Here is a 20,583-nt window from a genome sequence, read left to right as displayed (position 1 = left end):
CGGCCGGTCAGCCCGGGGCGGCCGGGGCTTCCCCGCCCGCCTCCCAGCCGCCCCCCAGCGCCTTGTAGAGCGCGATCAGGCGGGTATAGGACTCGGTCTCCGCGACGGCGACGGCGTCCTGGGCGCGCAAAAGCGTACGCTGCGCGTCCAGCACCGTCAAATAGGGCGCGCCGCCTTCGCGGTAGCGCAGTTGCGCCAGTTCGGCCGCCCTGCCGCTGTGCGCGGCCGCCTGCGCCAGGCTGCCCAGGCGCTGCTGGGTCTGCCCGTACTCGGTCAGCGCCGATTCCAGTTCCTCGACCGCGCGCAGCACGGTCTGTTCGTAGCGCGCCGCCTCTCCTTCATAGCGGGCGACCGCGCCGCGCTTGCGCGCCAGCGCCGTGGGCAGGTGGAACGCGGGCCAGTTCGCCCCGGCCGCCACGCTGAATCCCCGGCTGGCCGCCGAGCCGAAGTCCGCGCCGCGCAGCGCGATGAAGCCCAGGAATCCCCCGAGGTCGATGCGCGGGTACAGTTCCGCGACCGCCACGCCCACGTCCGCGTTGGCCGCCGCCATGCCCTGCTCGGCCGCGCGGATGTCCGGACGACGGGACAACAAGGCGCTCACGTCGCCGATCGGCAGGCGGACATCCAGGGGGGCCAGCGGCCCGCTCGCCTCCAGTTCGCCCAGTTCCACCGGCCTCAGGCCCGCCAGCACCGCGATCCGGTACTGCGCCAGCCGCCGCGCCGCGATCTGCACCGGCACGCTGGCCTGCACGGTTTCCAGTTCGGCCCGCGCGCTCGCCAGGTCGCCTTCGTCGCCGCGGCCCGCCGATACCATGGCCTGGATGACCCGCAGGCTGTCGCGCTGGCTCGCCAGGTTGGCGCGCGCCACCGCCAGCCGCTGCTCGGCGCCGCGCAATTCGAAGTAGTTGCGCGCCACCTCGGCGGCCACCACGATGCGGGCCTGGGCGAGGTCCGCGGCCTGAACCTCGCTGCGCGCCGCCGCGCCCTCGGCCGCCCGGCGCAGGCGTCCGAAGAGGTCCAGTTCCCAGGTGGCGTCGAAGCCCGCCCGGTAGCTTTCGGCCAGGTTGCGCCGCCCGGCGGCGCCGGGGTTGGCCTGGGACAGGCTGCGCTCGTAGCCGCCATCCAGCGTGACCGCGGGCAGCCGGTCCAGCTCCTTTTCGTCCAGCGCCGCCCGCGATTCGGCCAGGCGCGCCTGCGCGATGCGGATGTCCAGGTTGCGCGCAAGCGCCAGTTCGATCAGACGGTCCAGCCGCGGGTCCCGCAACTGTTTCCACCAATCGCGCTGCACCCGGTCCGTGGAGAATAGGGATTGCTCGGGGCTGGCCAGGGCAACCGGCGGGGGCCGCGGCGCCTGGTAATCGGGCCCGACGGCGCAGCCGGCGGCCGCCAGCGCGGCCAGCAGCGCCGCGGCGGCGCCGCGCAGACGCGGGTACAGGGAAAAATCGTTCATGGTCGGTTCCTTCTAGGCGGAGACGCCGGGCGCGACGGCGTCCTCGGCCTGCGCCAGCGCCAGTTCCCGGGCGCGCGGCGTGTCGTTCGCGGCCCGGTGGTCGCGGGCGAATACGGTGTAGACGGTGGGCAGCACGAACAGCGTGAAGAGCGTGCCCACCAGCAGGCCCACCACGATGACCAGGCCCAGGCTGTAGCGGCTGTGCGCCCCGGCGCCGGTGGCGAACAGCAGCGGGATCAGCCCCATCACCATGGCGGCGGTCGTCATCAGGATCGGGCGCAGGCGGATCCGGGCGGCCTGCTCCATGGCGGCGCGCCGGTCCAGCCCGTGGCTGACCTGCATCTCGTTGGCGAATTCCACCATCAGGATGCCGTGCTTGCTGATCAGGCCGATCAGCGTCACCAGCCCGATCTGGGTATAGATGTTGACCGTGGCCATGCCCAGCGCCAGCGGGATCAGCGCGCCGCAGATGGACATGGGCACGCTCACCAGGATGATGAACGGATCCCGCAGGCTTTCGTACTGCGCGGCCAGCACCAGGTAGATCACGATGATGGCGAAGATGAAGGTGACCATCAGCGCCGTCCCCTCCTGGGTGAACTGGCGCGCGTCCGACTGCCAGTCGTAGCTGAAGCCCGCGGGCAGCGCCTGCGCCTGCCGGGCCAGGAACTGCACCGCGTCGCCCATGGTGACGCCCGGCATGGGAATCGCCTGGAAGGTGGCGGCGTTGAGCTGGTTGAACTGCGTGAGCTTGTTGGGTTCAACTCCCATGGACACCGTCACGATGTTCGACAGCGGCACCTGCGCGCCGCTGGCGCTCTTGACGTAATAGCGCGCCAGCGACTCGGGCGAAATGCGCTGTTCGCGCAGGCTCTGAGGAATGACGTCATAGGAACGCCCGTCCATGCCGAAGCGGTTGACGTAGTTTTCGCCCACCAGCACGGCCAGCGTGTCGCCGATCGCCTTCATGGTGACGCCCAGGCTGTTGGCCTTGGCCCGGTCCACCTTCAACTGCACGACCGGATTGTTGTAGTCCAGGTCGCTGTCGACCACCATGAACAGGCCGCTCTCGCGCGCCGCCTTCTTCAGCCCTTCCATAGCCTCGTAGACCACGGGATAGTCCGAGGCGCTCATGAGGACCATCTGCACCGGCAAGCCGCCGGTGGAGCCCGGCAGGGACGGCAACTGGAAGGCGAAGATGTTGCTGCCCTCGACCTGGTTGGCCATCGATTGCATGTCGGCCTGGATTTCGTCGGCCGAACGCTTGCGGTGTTCCCAGGACACGAAGTCCACGCCGCCGATGCTGTTGGACACTCCGTCGGAGCCGTTGATCAGCCAGCGCCCGTTCTGTTCGGGCAGCGTCTTCATCACGTCGTCCCACTTCTTGCCGAACTTCTCCACGTAGTCGATGTTGGCCTGCTGCGGAGACTTGATCGCGGTCAGCACGGTGGACTGGTCCTCCACCGGCGCCAGTTCGCGCTGCGCGGCGTTGTACAGGAACGGCAGGCTCGCCAGCACCGCCACCGCGACCAGGCCGGTCACCCAGCGGTGGTGCAGCGACACGTCCAGCAAGCGGCCGTAGGCGTCGCCCAGGCGCCCGAAGACATGCTCGGCCCGGCGCGCCATCCAACCCTCGGAGACGCGGCTGTCCAGCAGGAACGAGCTCATCACGGGCGACAGGGTCAGCGCGATGACGCCCGAGACGACCACCGCGCCCGCCAGGGTGAAGGCGAATTCCTTGAACAGCGAGCCGGTCAGGCCGCCCATCAGGCCAATGGGCGCATAGACCGCGGCCAGCGTGATCGTCATCGCGATCACCGGCCCGGCCACCTCGCGCGCGCCGATGAGGGCGGCGCGCACGGGCGACTTGCCCTCCTCGATGTGGCGGTGCACGTTTTCCACCACCACGATGGCGTCGTCCACCACCAGGCCGATCGCCAGCACCATGGCCAGCAAGGTCAGCAGGTTCACGCTGAAGCCGAACAGGGCCATGATGGCCGCCCCGCCCAGCATGGACAGGGGAATGGTCACCACCGGGATCAGCACGGCGCGCAGCGATCCCAGGCACAGGAAGATCACCGCCACCACGATGGCGATGGCCTCGATCAGCGTATGCGCCACGCCGTCGATGGACGCGCTGATGAAGCGGGCCAGTTCGAACGGCACCTGCACGCTGGTGCCCGGAGGCAGGTTCTGCTTGATGTTGGGCAGCAGCTCGTTCAGGCGCTTCACGATGACCAGCGGGTTGCCCACCGGCGTGGCGTTCAGGCCGAAGTACACCGCCGGCTCGCCGTCCATCAGGCCGCTGGAATCCGTGGACGCCGCGCCCAGTTCCACCGTCGCCACGTCGCCCAGCCGCACGATGGCGTCGCCGTCGCGCTTGACGACCATGTCGCGGAATTCCGCCACGTTGACCAGGTCCGTGTTGACCTGGATGTTGGACACGACGTACAGGCCCTTGGCCTGCCCCGGCGCGGCCTGCACGTTGTTCTCGCGCAGGGCGTCGGCCAGCTCGCCGGCGGAAATGCCGCGCGCGGCCATCCGGTTCGGATCCAGCCACACCCGCATGGCCAGCTTCTGCCCGCCGTACAGTTCCACGCTGGCCACGCCGTCGATGGACGACAATTGCGGCTGCACCACCCGCGACAGGTAATCGGTCAGCGCGGCCAGGGACAGGGTCGAACTGGAGAACCCCACATAGGCCACGGCGGTCGCCTCGCCGGCGGACTTCACCAGCACGGGATCGTAGACGTCCCGCGGCAGCCGGTACTTGACCTCGTTGACCTTGGCCATCACCTCGGTCATGGCCTTGTTCGAGTCGGCGTTCAGCTTCATCCGCACCGTGATCGCGCTGCGCCCCTGGGTGGACGACGAAGACAGGTAGTCGATGCCTTCCACGGTGGCCACCGACTGCGCGATGGGCTGGGTGACGAAGCCCTGCATCAGGTCGGGCGAAGCGCCCGGGTACTGCGTGGTGATCGTGATGGTGGTGCTTTCGGTCAGCGGGTACTGCCGCACCGGCAGGCCGCTCAGGGCCTTGAGGCCCAGCAGCAGGATCAGGGTGCTGACCACCAGGGCCAGCACCGGCCGGCGCACGAAAAGATCGGTGAATTTCATGTTCGCTCCCGCGCCCTCACCGGGCCTGCGCCACGGCTTGCGGCAAACCGCCCAGCGCCACCGTGTCCTCGGCGCCGACCTCCACCGCCGCGCCGTTGTGCAGGCGCAATTGGCCCGAGGTTACCACCCGGTCTCCGGCCTGCAGGCCTTCGGTCACGACGACGCGCCCGCGCACGCGCTCCGCGGTCTTCACATAGGCCTGCCGCACGGTCGGCCCGGCGGGCTCCTGCCCCGGCTTGGGCGGCGTCAGCACATAGACGGAATCGCCATAGGCGCTGTAGCTGACGGCGGTTTCCGGCACGGTGATCACGCCCGGCCGGGCGGGCAGGCCCACTTCGCCATGCGCGAACATCCCGGCCGCCAGGGCGCCGTCGGCGTTGGGCAGGGTCGCCTGCACGCGCACGGTGCGCGAGCCCGGATCCACCTGCGGCTCCACCGTCGTGACCTCGCCGCCGAAGACGCGCCCCGCATGGGCGTCCACCGTCACCGCCACGGGCTGGCCGACGCGCAGCGCGCCCAGGGCCTGTTCGGGCAGCGTGATGTTGGCGTACATGACGGAACCGTCGGTCAGGGACACCAGCGGATCGCCCGCCCGGGCGAATTGCCCCAGGTTCACCCCCCGCACGCCGAGCACGCCGTCGAACGGCGCCTTGACGCGCTTTTGCTCGATCAGCGCCTGCACGCGCTTGATATCGCCCGCGGCCTGGTCGTAGTCCGCCTGGGCCTGGTCCAGTTGTTCGCGCGTGGCCGCCTGCTGCGGCAGCAGGCGGCGGGTGCGTTCCAGCAGGGCGCGGGCATTGCGCGCCTGCGCCTGCAGCCGCGCCAGTTCGCCCTGTTCGGGCGCGTCGTTCAACTGCACCAGCAACTGGCCGGCCTTCACCCTTTCGCCCGGCGCGAACAGGATCTGCGCCACCCTGCCGTCCACCTCGGCCGCCACCTGCACCTGGCGCGTGGCCTCCAGCGAGCCGATGCCGCCCAGGGCCATGGGAAAGTCCGCCTGCTCGGCGGCCGCGACGGCGACCCTGGCCGGCGCCATGGTCCAGCCGCCGTTCTGCTTTGCGCCGCCGTACTTCCAGTACAGGCCGCCGCCCAGCGCCACCGCCAGTGCGACGGCCCCCGCCGTCCACGCTCCTGAATTCGACTTCATGATCCGCTCGCTATTTATCAAAGATTATTCTTGGAATAATCAATGATATCCGCGATTTCGTCAAAATGGCTTGCACAATCCCCGCGATAGCGCAGGGTTATTGGCGGAACCAGAAAGCAAAAAGCCGCCAGGAATCTGGCGGCGGGACGGGCGGAAAAGCTGGCGCGGACAGCGGCGGGTGGCCGGGTTCCGCGAGGATTACTATCACGCCCTGAGGCTGGCTGACATACGGAGACGTTCATGATCGATCGCCTGGACCACCTGGTCCTGACCTGCACCGACCCCGGCGCCACGGTGGATTTCTACACCCGCGTCCTGGGCATGCGCCTGGAAACCTTCGGCGAAGGCCGGCAGGCGCTGCGCTTCGGCAACCAGAAAATCAACCTGCACGTGCGCGGCCGCGAATTCGAGCCCAAGGCCCACCTGCCGGTGCCGGGCGCGCTGGACCTGTGCTTCATCGCCGACCGCCCCCTGGACGACGTGATCGCCCAGTTGCGCCAAGCGGGCGCCGCCATCATCGAAGGCCCCGTGCCGCGCACCGGCGCGACCGGCAGGATCCGCTCGGTGTACCTGCGCGACCCGGACCTGAACCTGATCGAGATATCGGAACTGCTGCCGTAGTTATTGCGGGCTGGCGTCGCCGAAGACCACGCGGCGGAAGAAGCCCGCCAGCACCGCCTCGGTCATTTCCGGGGTGACGGCCTGGGGATCGAAGGCGTAGCTGAACTGCATGCCGTCCGACAGGGCCAGCAGGCCCAGCGCCAGTTGTTCCGCCGGCAACGGCAGCGGCGTGCCCACCCGCGCCGAAAACTGGCGGATGTATTCCGTGGTGGCCTCGCGCAGTTCGCGCAGACAGGTCGTGAAGCCCACCCGGAAATCCGGGTCGCGGGCGGCCTGCAGCTTGGCTTCCATCCACAGCAGGAAACAATCGTTCTCGCGGTAGTGCGTCGAGTAGTACTCCAGCACGCGGGCTTCCATCTGCGCCCGCGATTCGCCGTCCTCGAAGATGGCGCGCATGTCGGCCATCACGCTTTCGTGGTCGCGCTTGAGCAATTGCAGGAACAGTTCCGACTTGCTGGAAAAGTTGGAATAGAACGCCCCGCGCGTGTACCCCGCCTGCTCGGCGATGTCCTCGACGCTGGCGGCCATGAACCCTTTGGCAAGAAAAATCGATTGCGCGGCGTCGAACAGACGCTGCCGCGTCTGATCACGGCTTTGCTCTCGCGTAAGACGGACTTTTGACATGGCGCGAGTTTAGCATTCGGTCCTATTTCAGATTCAATATTGAATCCAAATACATACCTGTATTAGAATCCAGGCCGTATCGGGCCAGATCCGGCCCCCTTCCCGTCCTTTTCCGCGCCGCGAGGTGTTCCGTGAATTGCCCTGGCCCTTGCGCGCGCCCAGCCGCCCGCAACTCCGCTGCCGACGCGGCGCCCTCCCTTCCCGCCCGCGGCCGGCCCCGCATGCTGGCGCTATCCTCCGCGGCGGCGCTGGCGCTGGCGTTGGCCGGCTGCGGCCGCCACGAAGCCCCCCCGCCCGCTCCGCGCCCCGTCGTCGCCATGCCCGCGCAGGCCGACGAACGCCTGCCGGTCTGGACCTTGCCGGGCGAGGTCCAGGCGCGCTACAGCACGCCGCTGTCGTTCCGCGTGGGCGGCAAGATCATCGAACGCAGCGTCAGACTGGGCGATACGGTCGAACCCGGGCAAGCCGTGGCCCGGCTGGACCCGGCCGATGCCAGCAAGAACGCGGCCAGCGCCCGCGCGCAGTTGTCGGCCGCCCAGCATCAGCTCGACTATGCGCGCCAGCAACTGGACCGCGACCGCGCCCAGGCCCGCGAAAACCTGATCGCCGCGACCCAGTTGGAACAGACCCGCAACGCCTACGCCGCGGCGCTGGCGCAGCGCGACCAGGCCGCGCAGCAGGCCGCGCTGTCGGCCGACCAGTTGAAGTACACGACGCTGCAGGCCGACCACGCGGGCGTCATCACCGCGGAGCAGGCCGACACCGGCCAGAACGTCGCCGCCGGCGAACCGGTGTACAGCCTGGCCTGGTCCGGCGACATCGACGCCATCTGCGACGTGCCGGAAAGCGTGCTGGCAGGCCTGTCCATCGGCCAGCGGGCCAGCGTCGCGCTCGGCCCCCTGCCCGGCCGGACGTATTCCGCCGTGCTGCGCGAGATCTCGCCGGCCGCGGACCCGCGCAGCCGCACCTATCGCGCCAAGCTCACCCTGGAAGCGCCCACGCCGGACGTGCGCCTGGGCATGACCGCCAATATCAGCTTCGACAACCGGTCCGGCGACGGGCCGGCCACCTACACCGTGCCCGCCACCGCGCTGTTCCATGACGGACCCGCGCCCGCGGTCTGGATCGTGAAGGCCGGCGACGACACCCTGGAGCTGCGCCGCGTCGGCGTGCTGCGCTACGACGCGCGCACCGTCACCCTGGCCCAGGGACTGCGGGCGGGCGAGCGCGTCGTATGGCAAGGCGTGCACACCGTGACGGCCGGCGAAAAAGTGCGCCCCGTTCCGCCGCTGCATCCCGAGGACTACGCTTCATGAGCCGCGCCGACCTGGACGCGCCGGCCCGGCGCCACGAAGAAGGCCGCTTCAACCTGTCGGCGTGGGCGCTACGCCACCAGCCGCTGGTCGTTTTCCTCATCGCGCTGGTGACGCTGTTCGGCGTGCTGTCGTATTCGAAACTGGCGCAGTCCGAAGACCCGCCCTTCACCTTCCGCGTCATGGTCATCAAGACGCTCTGGCCCGGCGCCACCGCGCAGCAGGTGCAGGAACAGGTCACCGACCGCATCGCCAAGAAGCTGCAAGAGGCCTCCAATACCGACTTCATGCGCAGCTACTCGCGGCCGGGCGAATCGCTGATCTTCTACACCATGAAGGACTCCGCGCCCGCCAGCACCGTGGCCGAGCAGTGGTACCAGGTCCGCAAGAAGGTCGGCGACATCGCCGCGACGCTGCCCCAGGGCGTGCAAGGCCCGTTCTTCAACGATGAATTCGGCGACGTCTATACCAACATCTACACGCTGCAGGGCGACGGCTTTTCGCCCGCCCAACTGCGCGACTACGCGGACAAGCTGCGCACGGTGCTGCTGCGCGTGCCCGGCGTGGCCAAGGTGGACTACTTCGGCGAACAGCCCGAACACGTCTACGTCGAAATCGCCAACACGCAACTGAGCCGGCTGGGCGTGTCCCCGCAGCAGATCGCGCAGGCCATCAACAGCCAGAACGCCGTGGCGAGCGCCGGCACGCTGACCACCGCCGACGACCGCGTGTTCGTGCGGCCCACCGGCCAGTACGCGAACACCCGGGAACTGGCGGACACGCTGATCCGGATCGACGGCAAGTCGGTGCGGCTGGGCGACATCGCCACGATCCGCCGCGGCTACGACGACCCGCCCGTGGAACAGATGCGGCTGGGCGGCCGCCTGGCGCTGGGCATCGGCATCACGATGCAGCCCGGGCAGGACGTGGTGCGCCTGGGCGAATCGCTGACCGCCAAGTTCGGCGAACTGCGGGCCCAGTTGCCCGCCGGCCTCGCGTTGAAGGAAGTGTCCAGCATGCCGCGGGCGGTGTCGCATTCGGTCGACGAATTCCTGCGCTCGGTGGCGGAAGCGGTCGCCATCGTGCTGATCGTGAGCCTGGTCTCGCTGGGGCTGCGCACCGGCATGGTGGTGGTCATTTCCATCCCGGTGGTGCTGGCGGTCACGGCGCTGTTCATGGATATGTTCGGCATCGGCCTGCACAAGGTATCGCTGGGCACGCTGGTGCTGGCCCTGGGCCTGCTGGTGGACGACGCGATCATCGCCGTCGAAATGATGGCCGTGAAGCTGGAGCAGGGCTGGAGCCGCGCGCGCGCGGCGGCGTTCGCCTATACCAGCACCGCCTTTCCCATGCTGACCGGCACCCTGGTCACGGTGGCGGGCTTTCTGCCGATCGCGCTGGCCAAATCGAGCACGGGCGAGTACACCCGCTCGATCTTCCAGGTGTCGGCCATCGCGCTGATCACCTCGTGGTTCGCCGCCGTGGTGCTGATTCCGCTGCTGGGCTACCGGATGCTGCCCGAGCGCAAGCGCGAAGCCCATCTGCCCGACGACCACGAACACGACATCTACAACACCCGCTTCTACCTGCGTCTGCGCGGCTGGGTGGCGTGGTGCGTGGACCGGCGCTACCTGGTGCTGGGAGGAACGGTGCTGGCGTTCGCGGTATCCATGGCCGGCTTCGGGCTCGTGCCTCAGCAGTTCTTCCCCAGTTCCGACCGCAGCGAACTGCTGGTGGACGTGCGCCTGCAGGAAGGCGCCTCGTTCGCGGCCACGCTGCGCCAGGTGGAGCGGCTGGAAAAGGCGCTGGAGGGACGCCCCGAGATCAAGCATTCGGTCAGCTTCGTCGGCACCGGCGCGCCGCGCTTCTACCTGCCGCTGGACCAGCAGCTCGCCACCCCCAACTTCGCCCAATTGGTGATCACCACCCATTCCGTGGAAGACCGGGAAAAACTGGCGCAATGGCTGCAACCCATGCTGCGCGAGGCGTTCCCCGCCATCCGCACCCGCCTGTCGCGCCTGGAGAACGGGCCGCCCGTGGGCTTCCAGGTGCAGTTCCGCGTCAGCGGCGACCAGATCTCTGAAGTGCGCGCGGTGGCCGAACAGGTGGCCGCCGAAGTCCGCGCCGACAAGCGGTCGACGAACGTGCAGTTCGACTGGGACGAGCCCTCCGAGCGTTCGGTCCGCTTCGAGATCGACCAGCAGAAGGCGCGCGAGTTGGGCATCGGTTCCAGCGACATTTCCGATTTCCTCGCCATGACGCTGTCGGGCTACGCGGTGACGCGGTACCGCGAGCGCGACAAGCTGATCAACGTCAGCCTGCGCGCGCCGCCTGCCGAACGGGTCGACCCCGCGCGCCTGGCCACCCTGGCCATGCCCACCCCCAACGGCGCGGTGCCGCTGGGCAGCCTGGGCCACGTCCGCTACGGCCTGGAATATGGCGTCGTCTGGGAGCGCGACCGCCAGCCCACCATCACGGTGCAGGCCGACGTGACCGGCGGCGCCCAGGGCATCGACGTCACCCGCGCCATCGACGCGAAGCTCGACACCCTGCGCGCCGGCCTGCCCGTCGGCTACCGCGTCGAAGTGGGCGGACCGGTGGAGGAAAGCGGCAAGGGCCAGTCGTCCATCAATGCCCAGATGCCGCTGATGGCGATTGCCGTGCTGACGCTGCTGATGGTGCAGCTCCAGAGTTTCGCCCGGGTGCTGATGGTGGTGCTGACCGCCCCGCTCGGCCTCATCGGCGTGGTCGCCGCGCTGCTGATGTTCGGCAAGCCCTTCGGCTTCGTGGCCATGCTGGGCGTGATCGCGATGTTCGGCATCATCATGCGCAACTCCGTCATCCTGGTGGACCAGATCGAACAGGACATCGCCGCCGGCCACAAGCGCGTGGACGCGATCGTGGGCGCCACCGTGCGGCGCTTCCGGCCCATCACGCTGACCGCCGCGGCCGCCGTGCTGGCCCTGATCCCGCTGTTGCGCAGCAACTTCTTCGGCCCCATGGCCACCGCTCTGATGGGCGGCATCACCAGCGCCACGGTGCTGACGCTGTTCTTCCTGCCGGCGCTGTACGCCGCCTGGTTCCGCGTCCGCCACGACGAGCGCGACGAACCCGAAGGCGTGCCGCCGGGCGCGAACGCCGGCGACACCGTGGAGCGGGGAACATGAGCCCGCCGGGCCGCCCCAAGGGCGAATACCGGAATGCGCAGCGTGGAGGTAATCCAATGAGCATGACCCGATTCCCGATCCGCCTCGCCGCCCTGCCCCTGGTGCTGGCCCTGGGCGCCTGCGCCTTCGCGCCCAGCGGCAAACCGCCCGCCGTGGCGCAGCCCGCGCAGTATGGCGTGGAGCCGGCGCCCGCCACGGGCGCCTTGGCCCAGGGCGTGGCGCAGCGCTTCGAACCGGGCGCCCGGCCGGTGCCCGAATGGTGGAAGCGCTACCGTTCCGACGCGCTGGACGCCCTGGTGGAAGAGGGCCTGGCCAACAGCCCCGACCTGGCCGCCGCCGAACGCAATCTTGCCGGCGCGCGCGAACAACTGCGCGGGCAGGTGAATTCGTCCCTGCTGCCCTCGGTGGACGCGGGCGCGGACGCCTCGCGCAGGCGCGCGCTCACGATGCCGAACCTGCCCGAACCCACGGCCCGCTACAACGTCTTCACCGGCCAGATCCAGGCCAGGTACGACCTGGACCTGTTCGGCGCGGCGCGCTTCGCCAACCTGTCGCTGGCGGCGCAGGTGGCGCAGCAGGCCTTCCGGCTCGAATCCGCCCGCCGCTCCCTGGCGGGCAACATCGTCACCGGCGCCATCGCCTCCTCCGCGCTGGCCGAACGCGTGGCCCTGACGGAAAAACAGGCGGTGCTGGCGCGGCAGGTGGCGCGCGATACGCAGCGCCGCTACGAACTGGGCGCCGCGTCGCAGAACGACGCCCTGGACGCCGACCAGGACGCCGCCACGCTGGAAGCGTCGCTGCCCGGACTGCGCGCGCGCTGGCATGCCACGCGGCACGCGCTGGCCGTGCTGCTGGGCCGCAACCCCGACCAGGCTCCGCCCGACCTGGCCTTCGGCGCGCTGGCGGTGCCGGAACAGGTGCCGGTGGCGGTGCCGTCCGAGCTGCTGGCCTCGCGCCCCGACATCCTGCTGGCCGACGCCGTGGTGCAGGCCGCGGCCGCCGACGTGGGCACGGCCACGGCGCAGTTGTTCCCCAGCCTGTCGCTATCGGCATCCATGGGCCAGGCCGGCTTCAACTGGGCCACGGCCATGTCGGGCGCCGGCTCCATCTGGGCCATCGGCGCGTCGCTGACGCAGCCCATCTTCCATGGCGGCGCGCTGCTGGCCGAACGCAACGCGGCCAAGGAACGCTACGAGGCGTCCCTGCTGCAATACAAACAAACGGTGCTGACGGCGTTCCGCGACGTGGCCGACACGCTGTCCCGCCTGGACGCGGGCGGGCAGGCGCTGGCCTCGGCCGAAGCGTCGCGGCGGGCCGCGGAGCAGTCCTACCGCAATACGGCCAGCCGCGTCCGCCTGGGCGCGCTGCCTCCGTATACCGAGTACGCGGCCGAACAGCACTACGTCGCCGCCCGGCTGCGCGAGATCGACTATGCCGATGCGCGCCTGACCGAAACGGCGGCGCTGTTCCAGGCGATGGGGTCTCCGGTGCGCGCGCCGCGGGAAGCCGCGCAGCGATAGCCGCGGCGCGCCGGCGCGTCACGCCGCGGGGGCTTGTTCCTTCATGCGCGTGGCCAGCGCCAGCGATTCGATGCGGCGGGCGGCCGATTGCAGCAGCGCCGCCGTCCTGTCCTGCGCAATCGTGTTCAGCCGCGTCGCCAGGAAGGTGACCGTCAACGCGCCGAAGATGCGGCGGTCTTCCTGGAATACGGGCACCGCGATGCCCGCGCGCTCCGGTGAAATCTCGCCCACGCCCAAGTAAAAGCCCTGCACGCGGATCTTGTCCAGGTTGCCGGTGAATTCGGCGAGCGTCCCGCCCAGCCCCAGTTCCCGGATCTCGTCCGGGTGCGCGTCGTACAGCCGGCGCTGGTCCTTGCGCGGCAGGAACGCCACGATGGTCTTGGCCGTGGCGCCGCGAAACAGCGGATGCGCGCGGCCGCGCCCGTGGGGAATGCCCAGTTCGTCCGGGCCGCGCTCGTGGTGGATGTTCAGGATCCGCAGGCCGTGGATCACGCTGAGCAGCACGTCGCCGCCCACCTGGTCCACCACTTCCCGCATGATCGGCCGCGCCACGCCCAGCACCGGATCGCCGTCGATGATGAGGTGGTCCAGTTCGATGATGCGCGGCCCCAGCTTGTAGCCCCCTCCCGTCATGCGCAGCAGATAGCCCAGGTCCGACAGGTCCCGGATGTACCGGTAGCCGGTGGGCGCCGAATACGACAGGCGGGAAATGATCTCTTCCGCCGTCAGCACCGGGGTTTCGAGGCTGAAGAGGTCAAGGATCGCTAGGGCTCGCTTCAGGGTGGACATGGGATCGGGGCAGGAACAACGCGGGGTCGGGCGCAGCGTATCACAGGCGCCGGAGCCCGGACCCGGCATGATCGAGTCTGCCTATCGGGTCTTCCCATCGCCCATTCTTCAATCTATCGAATATCGAATTTTTATCGAATAAAGATAAATTTAACTTTGAAAGACTAAATTTTTATCGAATAATGATATTTACGCAATCAACGAACACACACCCCTGATCCCGAGGACGCGGGTGTGCGGACCACGATAAGGGGAACACCTATGAAGCAATCCTGCGGCACCAAAGGCGGGATCAGCCGCCGGCATTTCCTGGGCGCCACGGCGGCCGCCGTGGCCAGCGCGGCGCTGGCCCGGCCCGGCAGCGCCTGGGCGGCCGGCTATCCGTCCGAACGCCCGATCCAGTTCATCGTGCCCTTCCCGGCGGGCGGCGGAACCGACCTGGTGGCCCGCCCGCTGGCCCAGGGCATCGGCGAGGCGCTCAAGCAAAGCGTCGTCGTCATCAACAAGGGCGGCGCGGCCGGCATCATCGGCACCCAGCAAGCGGCGCGGTCGGTTCCCGACGGCTACACCATCGCGCTGGGATCCACCGGCACGCACACGGTGAACCAGAGCCTGTACGAGAACATCGCCTACGACCCGGTCAAGGACTTCGAACCGGTATCGATGGTCTGCTACTACAACAACGTGCTGGTCGTGCACCCCTCGTTCCCGGCGCGCAACCTCCAGGAGCTGGTCGCGATCATCAAGGCCAATCCGGGCAAGTACTTCTACGGCATCACGCAAAACGGCAGTTCGGCGCACCTGGCCATGGAACTGCTCAAGGCCACGGCGGGACTGGACCTGCCCGGCGTGCCGTACAAGGGCGCCGCCGCGGCCGTCAACGACTTCCTGGGCGGGCAGTTCCCGATCCTGATGGACGTGGTGATCAACCAGCAACAGTTCATCCAGGGCGGCAAATCGCGCCCGCTGGCGGTGACCTCGGCGCAGCGCGCCCAGGCGCTGCCCGAGGTACCGACCGTGGCGGAATCCGGCTTTCCCGGCTACCAGGCCATCGGCTGGAACGGCGTGTTCGCGCCCGCGGGCACGCCGGCGGCCATCGTCCAGGCGCTCAACGCCGCCGTGCAAAGCGCGCTCAAGCAGCCCGCCCTGGCGCAACTGACGCAGAACGGGCTGGAATTGCACGGCGGCACGCCCGAGGAACTGGGCCGCTTCGTCGCCACCGAAAGCGAAAAATGGCGCGCCCTGATCAAGAACGCCAACATCAAGGCCACCTAATGCAGCGGATTCCCTACGGCGTCCCGCCGGACGCCTGCCCCAACCCCTGGCTGCCGCTGGACCGTGAACTGCGCGCCCAGGGCCTGCGCGCCGCGGACGCGGCGCCGGTGCGGGCGGTGCTCTGCGTCACCGTCCACGTCGACGGCCCGGCGGTCGAAGTCGGCCGCAAGCAGTTTCCCGCCGGCCCCTATACCGCGGGCCGCTATGCCATCCGGCGAGGCGTGCCCCGGCACCTCGACATCCTGGCCCGCCACGGCATGCCCGCCACGTTCTTCGCCTGCGGCTACGACGTCGAGCACTACCCCGACCTGTTCCGCGGCATCCTTGCGGCGGGGCACGAAATCGCCGCGCACGGCTACCTGCACGAAGCCTGGGACCTGGGCGAGGACGAACCCGCGCTGCTGGAGAAAACCCACCGCATCATCCAGCGGGAACTGGGCGTGACGCCCGTGGGCTGGTGCTCGCCGTCCGGCCGCAAAAGCCACCGCACCCTGCCCACGCTGCGAAAGCTGGGCTACCGCTACGACGCCAGCGAGAAAGACCAGGACCGCCCCTATTTGCCGGACGGCGCGGACAGCGCGGCGGACTTCGTCATGCTGCCCAACAACACCGTCTCGCTGGATGACTATCCGTTCTATTTCACGGGCCACAGCCTCGCGGCCGAGGCCTATGACAACTGGGTGCAGGAATTCGAGGCCCTGCGCCGGGCCGAAGGCTATGTGCACCTGACCGTGCATCCCAAGGCCGCCGGCGGATCCGGCACGCCCGCCCGCGCCGCCGCGCTGGACCGTTTCCTGGCCTACGTCGCCGCCCAGCCCGACGTGCACGTCATGACGCTGGAAGCGCTGGCCCGCCACTGTCTTGCCCGCCCCGACGCCTGGAGAAGCGCATGAGCGCCGACAAAACCGTACTGGTCACCCTGAACGTGCAGGGCATCGGCCCCGAAGCCGCCGCCCAGCCCGAATCCTCGCTGCATGGCCGCGACGCGCATGGCCGCTATACCTACGGCGGCGGACTGGCGCGCGTGCTGGACATGCTGCGCCGGCAGGGCATCCGCGCCACCCTGTTCTGGCCCGCGTTCGAGGCCGAGCGCTGCCGCGGCCTGCTGGAACAAAGCCTGCGCGACGGACACGAAGCGGCCTCCCAGGGCAATGCCTTCGAGGACCTGGCCGCGCTGGGCGACCGGGAAGGAGAAATCCTGGAACGGGCCCGCGACCGCCTGGCCGGGCTGACGGGCCGCGCGCCGCAGGGGTTCCGCTATACGGGCAGCGCCTTCACGCCCCGCACCGTGCCGCTGCTGCACCGGCTGGGCTATCGCTACGACAGCAGCGCCATCGACGACGACGCCCCTTACGAACTCGACGCCGACGGCGGGCCGGGCATGGTGGAACTGCCCTGGAGCGAAGGCCTGTGCGACGCCACCCACTTCAGCCGCCGCGTCACCCAGGACCGCGCCTACGCGCACTGGGTCGAGCAAGGCGATGCCCTGCTGGCGGCGGACGGCTACGCCTGCCTGACGCTGCACCCGCGCGCGGACAACGGCGTCGGCCGCGCGGCGCGGCTGCAAAAAGTCGAACAGTTGCTGGAACGCTTCCGCGCGGCGGGCGCCGCCTTCACGACCTGCGCCGACCTGGCGGCCCGGCGCGCCGCGGCCGGCTGATCCCACAGGGCGCGGGGCGTCCGCGCGACGCCCGGCCCTCCTCTTGCCCTGGTAAACCCTGAGCAATATTGGCGCCAAAATAAGCTAACATTTTTTCGGCAAACATTTCCCACCTCCCGACCCCAAGGCGCGCCGCGCCGCCATCCGTCCATGACCCAGATCACCCAATTTCCCTTCGTATCGGTTTCGGGCTCGCCCGAAGCCCGCGGCCGCTCCTATGGCCAGCAAGCCGCCGACCGCGTGCGCAAGAGCGCCGCCATGTATGGCCAGACGCTGGTCGACCTGGGCTATGACGCCATGGCGCGCACCCAGCTCATCGCCAGCTTCGCCCGCGAAATCGAGAGCTTCGCCCCGCACTACCTGGAAGAAATGCGCGGCATCGCCGCCGGCGCCGACGTGCCCTTCGAGGACATCGTCATGGTCAACGCGCGCACCGAAGTCATCGCCAAGGCGCGCGCCGAAAAGAAGAAGGCCGCCGAACTCGAACCGGGCGACGGCTGCACCGGCGCCCTGATCCTGCCCACGCGCTCAGCCAACGGCCGTCTCATCCATGGCCAGAACTGGGACTGGCGCGCCGAATGCGCCGAGACCGCCATCGTGCTGCGCGTGCGCAACGATAACGGCCCCGACATCCTGACCTTCGTGGAAGCGGGCGGCCTGGCGCGCAGCGGCCTGAACAGCGCGGGCGTGTCCATCACCGCCAACTACCTGGAATCCGACCGCGACTTCCGCCAACTGGGCGTGCCGCTGTCGCTGATCCGTCGCAAGGTGCTGGAGCAGGAGCATTTCGCGCTCGCCATCAAGGCGGTGGCCACCACCCCCAAGTCCTGCTCCAACAACATCATGATCGGCATGGCCGCGGGCTTCGGCGTGGACTACGAATGCACCACCGACGAAGCCTTCCCCATCTACCCGGGCAGCGACGACCTGATCGTCCACGCCAACCACTGGGTCAGCGAAGTGGCCTTGGGCAAGCTGCGCGACACGGGCCGCGCCAGCACGCCCGAAAGCGCCTACCGCGACTGGCGCGTGCGCCGCCTGCTCAATGAAAAGCAGCAACTGACGCGGGAAGACCTCAAGCGCGCCCTGTTCGACGACTTCGGCACCCCCTATTCGGTGTGCCGCCCGCCGCGTCCGGGCAGCCACGACAACCTGTCGGCCACGGTCGCCATGGTGATCATGGAGCCCGCCGCCGGCCTGATGGAGGTCGCTCCGCTGCCCGCCCTGAGCCGCAGCTTCACCCGGTACAGCCTGAACGCCGAACCCGAACTGCTGGCCGCCGCCTGAACAGGCGGACGCCAGCGCGACCCGAGGAAGACATCGCCATGAAAATCCACCTATTGAGCGCCGCGGTTGCGCTGGCGCTGGGCGGCATGTCCGGCACGGCATGGGCACAGGCAGCCGCGCCGCTGCGCATTTCGCTGACGGCCGACATCCGTTCCACCGAGCCCGGCGTCAACCGGGACAGCAACAGCGACGCGGTCGTGCTGCACATCGTCGAAGGCCTGGTCGCCTACGGCGAGGACGCGGAGGTCCGCCCGCTGTTGGCCAAGTCGATCGACATCAGCCCGGACGGCAAGACCTACACCTTCAAGCTGCGCGAAGACGTGAAGTTCCATAACGGCGCGCCGCTGACGTCGGCGGACGTGCTGTGGAGCTGGCAGCACTACACCGCGGAAAAATCGGGCTGGCGCTGCGCCAGCGAGTTCGACGGCCGCGGCACCGTGAAGGTCGCGGCCGTGGAAGCGCCGGACGCCCACACGGTCGTGTATCGGCTGGAAAAGCCCAGCGCGCTGTTCCTGGCGTCGCTGGCCCGCACGGACTGCGGCGGCACGGGCATCCTGCACAAGGATTCGGTCAAGGCCGACGGCAGTTGGGACAAGCCCATCGGCACCGGCCCCTTCTCGCTAGCGGAATGGAAGCGCGGCGAATACGTGCGCCTGACGAAGTTCGCCGGCTACGCCAACCGAGGCGGCGCGCGCGACGGCTATACGGGATCCAAGCGTCCGCTGGTGGACGAAGTGCGGTTCGTCATCGTTCCCGACGACTCCACGGCCAAGGCCGCGCTGGAGCGCGGCGACATCGACATCATCGAGGACCTGTCCAACAGCGACGTGCCGGTGCTGCAAAAGACGCCGAACATCAAGGTGGCGTACGCGCCCGTGATGAGCATGACGGCGCTGCTGCTGCAAACCAAGGACCCGCTGCTGTCCAATCCCAAGATGCGGCAGGCGCTGGCCCACGCCATCGACTACGCCCAATTGGCCGGCGCCGTGACCGAAGGGCTGGCCCAGCCCAACAATTCCATCGTGCCGCTGGTGTCGCCCTACTACGATGCCGCGCAGAAGCAGGGCTGGAGCTATGACGCGGCGCTGTCGCAGAAGCTGCTGCAGGAAGCGGGCTACAAGGGCCAGGAACTGGTGCTGATGACGACCAAGCGCTATCCGCAGTCGTACAACTCGGCCGTGATCCTGCAAGCCATGCTGCAGGCCGTGGGCATCAACGCGCGCCTGTCGGTGGTGGAATGGGCCACGCAACTGGACCGCTACAACGCCGGCACCTACCAGATGATGGCCTTCCCCTATTCCGCGCGCCTGGACGCGGCGCTGAATTACGAGATGGTGACGGGCGACAAGGCGAAGCAGCCGCGCAAGGTCTGGGATAGCCCCGAAGCGCTGAAGCTGATCGACGCGGCGTCGGTGGACACGGACCACGCGAAGCGGCAGGCGGCGTTCGATCAGTTGCACAAGTTGTTCCTGGCGGACGTGCCGAGTATTCCGCTGTACAACGGCCTGGATATCGGGGCTTATCGGGCCGATGTGAAGGGATACCAGCCTTGGGCGGTGAAGAAGCCGCGGGCATGGGAAGTGGAAAGGGTCGCGGGGCATTGAGGATTGCCGGGAGGCTGGCGGTTCGGCGGTTTGGCTTTTTGCCGCCGGGCTTCTTGGCTTCTTGGCTTTGTCGTCGCTTCGTAGGCCGCGCGTGGGCGGGGGCGTCAGGGCCGCTCGCGCCCACGATCGCGGTCCGGCGCGCAGGCGCCGGACTTCCCCATCGTCATCCTCGTCCAGGCCTGCGGCCTTCCCTTCGGATTCCCTCGGGCGCATCGAGGTTGCTCGCAACCCTGGCGCCCCCGCCCACGCGCTACCTCCATATTGGCTTGTAGCGCTGCTGGACCTGTGTGCTGTTCAGGGATTGACTGTGCCCGCCCTTGGCAGCCGCGCCGGCGGCCGCCAAGGGCATACGCGTTTTTTGATGTTGGGGCTGGGTGCGCTGGCGCGCGTGCGGGGAGCGGATAACCAATGGCTCGCGCGGTTTTGGGGAGGGATGGTGATGGGTGGCGCGCGACGAATGGCGGCTTGCAAAGGCCAGTATGCGCCACCCATCCGGCATCGGGGTTGAAATGACGGTTATTGGGCGTGGCGCTTTACTCGGAACGGGTGTCAGACACCCGGGAAGCAATGGCGCAAACCGTAGGCCGTCTCGTACGGGTGTCTGACACCCCTCGAGGGCAAAGTGTCTGACACCCGTACGGCAAGACGCTACAGCCCTGAAGCAGCGTATCGGGGTGTCAGACACCAACCGCCCCCCACAACAGCGCGCAGCGTCATCACCAGCCGCAAGACGCCGCGTAAGCCTCATGCCCGCCGCCCGCGCGGCCGGCATGGGGCGGGCCCCGCAAGATCTTCCGCCCCACTCCCCCGTCGGAGGGAACCCCAAGCACACCGCCCTCCCTGGCATCCGCCAGGTTTCTACGAACAGAGCCGGTCGCGTCGGCGGCCTGGGGCGCGCGGGGAGTCGATAAGCCCGAGGGAATCCGAAGGCAGTCGCCGCAGGCGACAACGAGGATGACGCAGGGGAAGTCCGGAGCGAAGGCTCCGGACCGCAATCGTTGACCCGCGC

General features: G+C 68.9%; 15 protein-coding genes. 9 read left to right on the top strand and 6 right to left on the bottom strand.

All coding sequences use genetic code 11. The annotated features are described in order from the left end of the window. Positions 1-7: 7 nt before the first annotated feature. The 4 genes from WHX56_RS11515 to WHX56_RS11500 are packed head-to-tail and all read right to left on the bottom strand — an operon-like array spanning position 8 to position 5,956. Entirely contained in the window at positions 8-1,450 is a 1,443-nt protein-coding gene (locus WHX56_RS11515; RefSeq protein ID WP_338881269.1) for a TolC family protein, read from the bottom strand. Between the two features lie 12 nt (positions 1,451-1,462). Next, complete coding sequence (locus tag WHX56_RS11510) at positions 1,463-4,567, bottom strand: MexW/MexI family multidrug efflux RND transporter permease subunit (RefSeq protein WP_338881268.1); 3,105 nt, start codon at positions 4,565-4,567, stop codon at positions 1,463-1,465. 16 nt (positions 4,568-4,583) lie between these two features. Beyond that, positions 4,584-5,714, bottom strand: a complete 1,131-nt coding sequence (locus WHX56_RS11505; RefSeq protein ID WP_338881267.1) for an efflux RND transporter periplasmic adaptor subunit — start codon at positions 5,712-5,714, stop codon at positions 4,584-4,586. A 17-nt stretch (positions 5,715-5,731) separates the two neighbouring features. Further along, on the bottom strand, positions 5,732-5,956 hold the full coding sequence (locus WHX56_RS11500) for a hypothetical protein (RefSeq protein WP_338881266.1): 225 nt from the start codon (positions 5,954-5,956) through the stop codon (positions 5,732-5,734). On the opposite strand from WHX56_RS11500, the gene WHX56_RS11495 reads away from it, so the two are divergent. After that, positions 5,955-6,335, top strand: coding sequence for a VOC family protein (locus WHX56_RS11495; RefSeq protein ID WP_129242921.1), 381 nt, complete (start codon positions 5,955-5,957; stop codon positions 6,333-6,335). The genes WHX56_RS11500 and WHX56_RS11495 overlap by 2 nt on opposite strands. Here WHX56_RS11495 and WHX56_RS11490 read toward each other — a convergent pair whose 3' ends face one another. Beyond that, a complete protein-coding gene (locus WHX56_RS11490) occupies positions 6,336-6,959 on the bottom strand; it encodes a TetR/AcrR family transcriptional regulator (RefSeq protein WP_338881265.1) in 624 nt (207 codons plus the stop codon). Positions 6,960-7,180: 221 nt separating this feature from the next. Between WHX56_RS11490 and WHX56_RS11485 the strand changes: the two genes are divergently transcribed. From WHX56_RS11485 to WHX56_RS11475, 3 genes are all read left to right on the top strand, one after another. Continuing rightward, a complete protein-coding gene (locus tag WHX56_RS11485; RefSeq protein WP_338881264.1) occupies positions 7,181-8,275 on the top strand; it encodes an efflux RND transporter periplasmic adaptor subunit in 1,095 nt (364 codons plus the stop codon). Continuing rightward, positions 8,272-11,439 carry an efflux RND transporter permease subunit gene (locus WHX56_RS11480; RefSeq protein WP_338881263.1) on the top strand — a complete coding sequence of 1,056 codons (3,168 nt, stop codon included), beginning with the start codon at positions 8,272-8,274 and terminating at the stop codon, positions 11,437-11,439. The genes WHX56_RS11485 and WHX56_RS11480 overlap by 4 nt, the downstream gene beginning before the upstream one ends. Positions 11,440-11,501: 62 nt before the next feature. Next, positions 11,502-12,959: an efflux transporter outer membrane subunit gene (locus WHX56_RS11475; RefSeq protein WP_422393659.1), complete on the top strand. Its 1,458-nt coding sequence runs from the start codon at positions 11,502-11,504 to the stop codon at positions 12,957-12,959. An 18-nt stretch (positions 12,960-12,977) separates the two neighbouring features. Here WHX56_RS11475 and WHX56_RS11470 read toward each other — a convergent pair whose 3' ends face one another. Then, positions 12,978-13,748, bottom strand: coding sequence for an IclR family transcriptional regulator (locus WHX56_RS11470; protein WP_129242931.1), 771 nt, complete (start codon positions 13,746-13,748; stop codon positions 12,978-12,980). A gap of 261 nt (positions 13,749-14,009) precedes the next feature. Between WHX56_RS11470 and WHX56_RS11465 the strand changes: the two genes are divergently transcribed. From WHX56_RS11465 to WHX56_RS11445, 5 genes are all read left to right on the top strand, one after another. Continuing rightward, a complete protein-coding gene (locus WHX56_RS11465; protein WP_338881261.1) occupies positions 14,010-15,023 on the top strand; it encodes a tripartite tricarboxylate transporter substrate binding protein in 1,014 nt (337 codons plus the stop codon). After that, entirely contained in the window at positions 15,023-15,916 is an 894-nt protein-coding gene (locus WHX56_RS11460; RefSeq protein WP_129242934.1) for a polysaccharide deacetylase family protein, read from the top strand. The genes WHX56_RS11465 and WHX56_RS11460 overlap by 1 nt, the downstream gene beginning before the upstream one ends. Then, positions 15,913-16,683 (top strand): polysaccharide deacetylase family protein, encoded by a 771-nt coding sequence (locus WHX56_RS11455; RefSeq protein WP_338881260.1) that lies wholly within the window; start codon positions 15,913-15,915, stop codon positions 16,681-16,683. Before WHX56_RS11460 ends, WHX56_RS11455 begins: the two co-directional genes overlap by 4 nt. A 150-nt stretch (positions 16,684-16,833) precedes the next feature. Next, positions 16,834-17,970: a C45 family peptidase gene (locus WHX56_RS11450; protein ID WP_338881259.1), complete on the top strand. Its 1,137-nt coding sequence runs from the start codon at positions 16,834-16,836 to the stop codon at positions 17,968-17,970. Positions 17,971-18,008: 38 nt separating this feature from the next. Beyond that, the gene (locus tag WHX56_RS11445) at positions 18,009-19,574 is read left to right on the top strand and encodes an ABC transporter substrate-binding protein (RefSeq protein ID WP_129242940.1); all 1,566 of its coding nucleotides are present in this window, start codon (positions 18,009-18,011) and stop codon (positions 19,572-19,574) included. Positions 19,575-20,583: the final 1,009 nt, after the last annotated feature.

This window comes from Achromobacter veterisilvae (genome assembly GCF_037619525.1).
In the GTDB taxonomy this organism is placed as follows: Bacteria; Pseudomonadota; Gammaproteobacteria; order Burkholderiales; family Burkholderiaceae_B; genus Achromobacter; species Achromobacter veterisilvae.
Note: the sequence above shows the minus strand (reverse complement) of the source record. Positions and strands in the feature narration are given on the sequence as shown.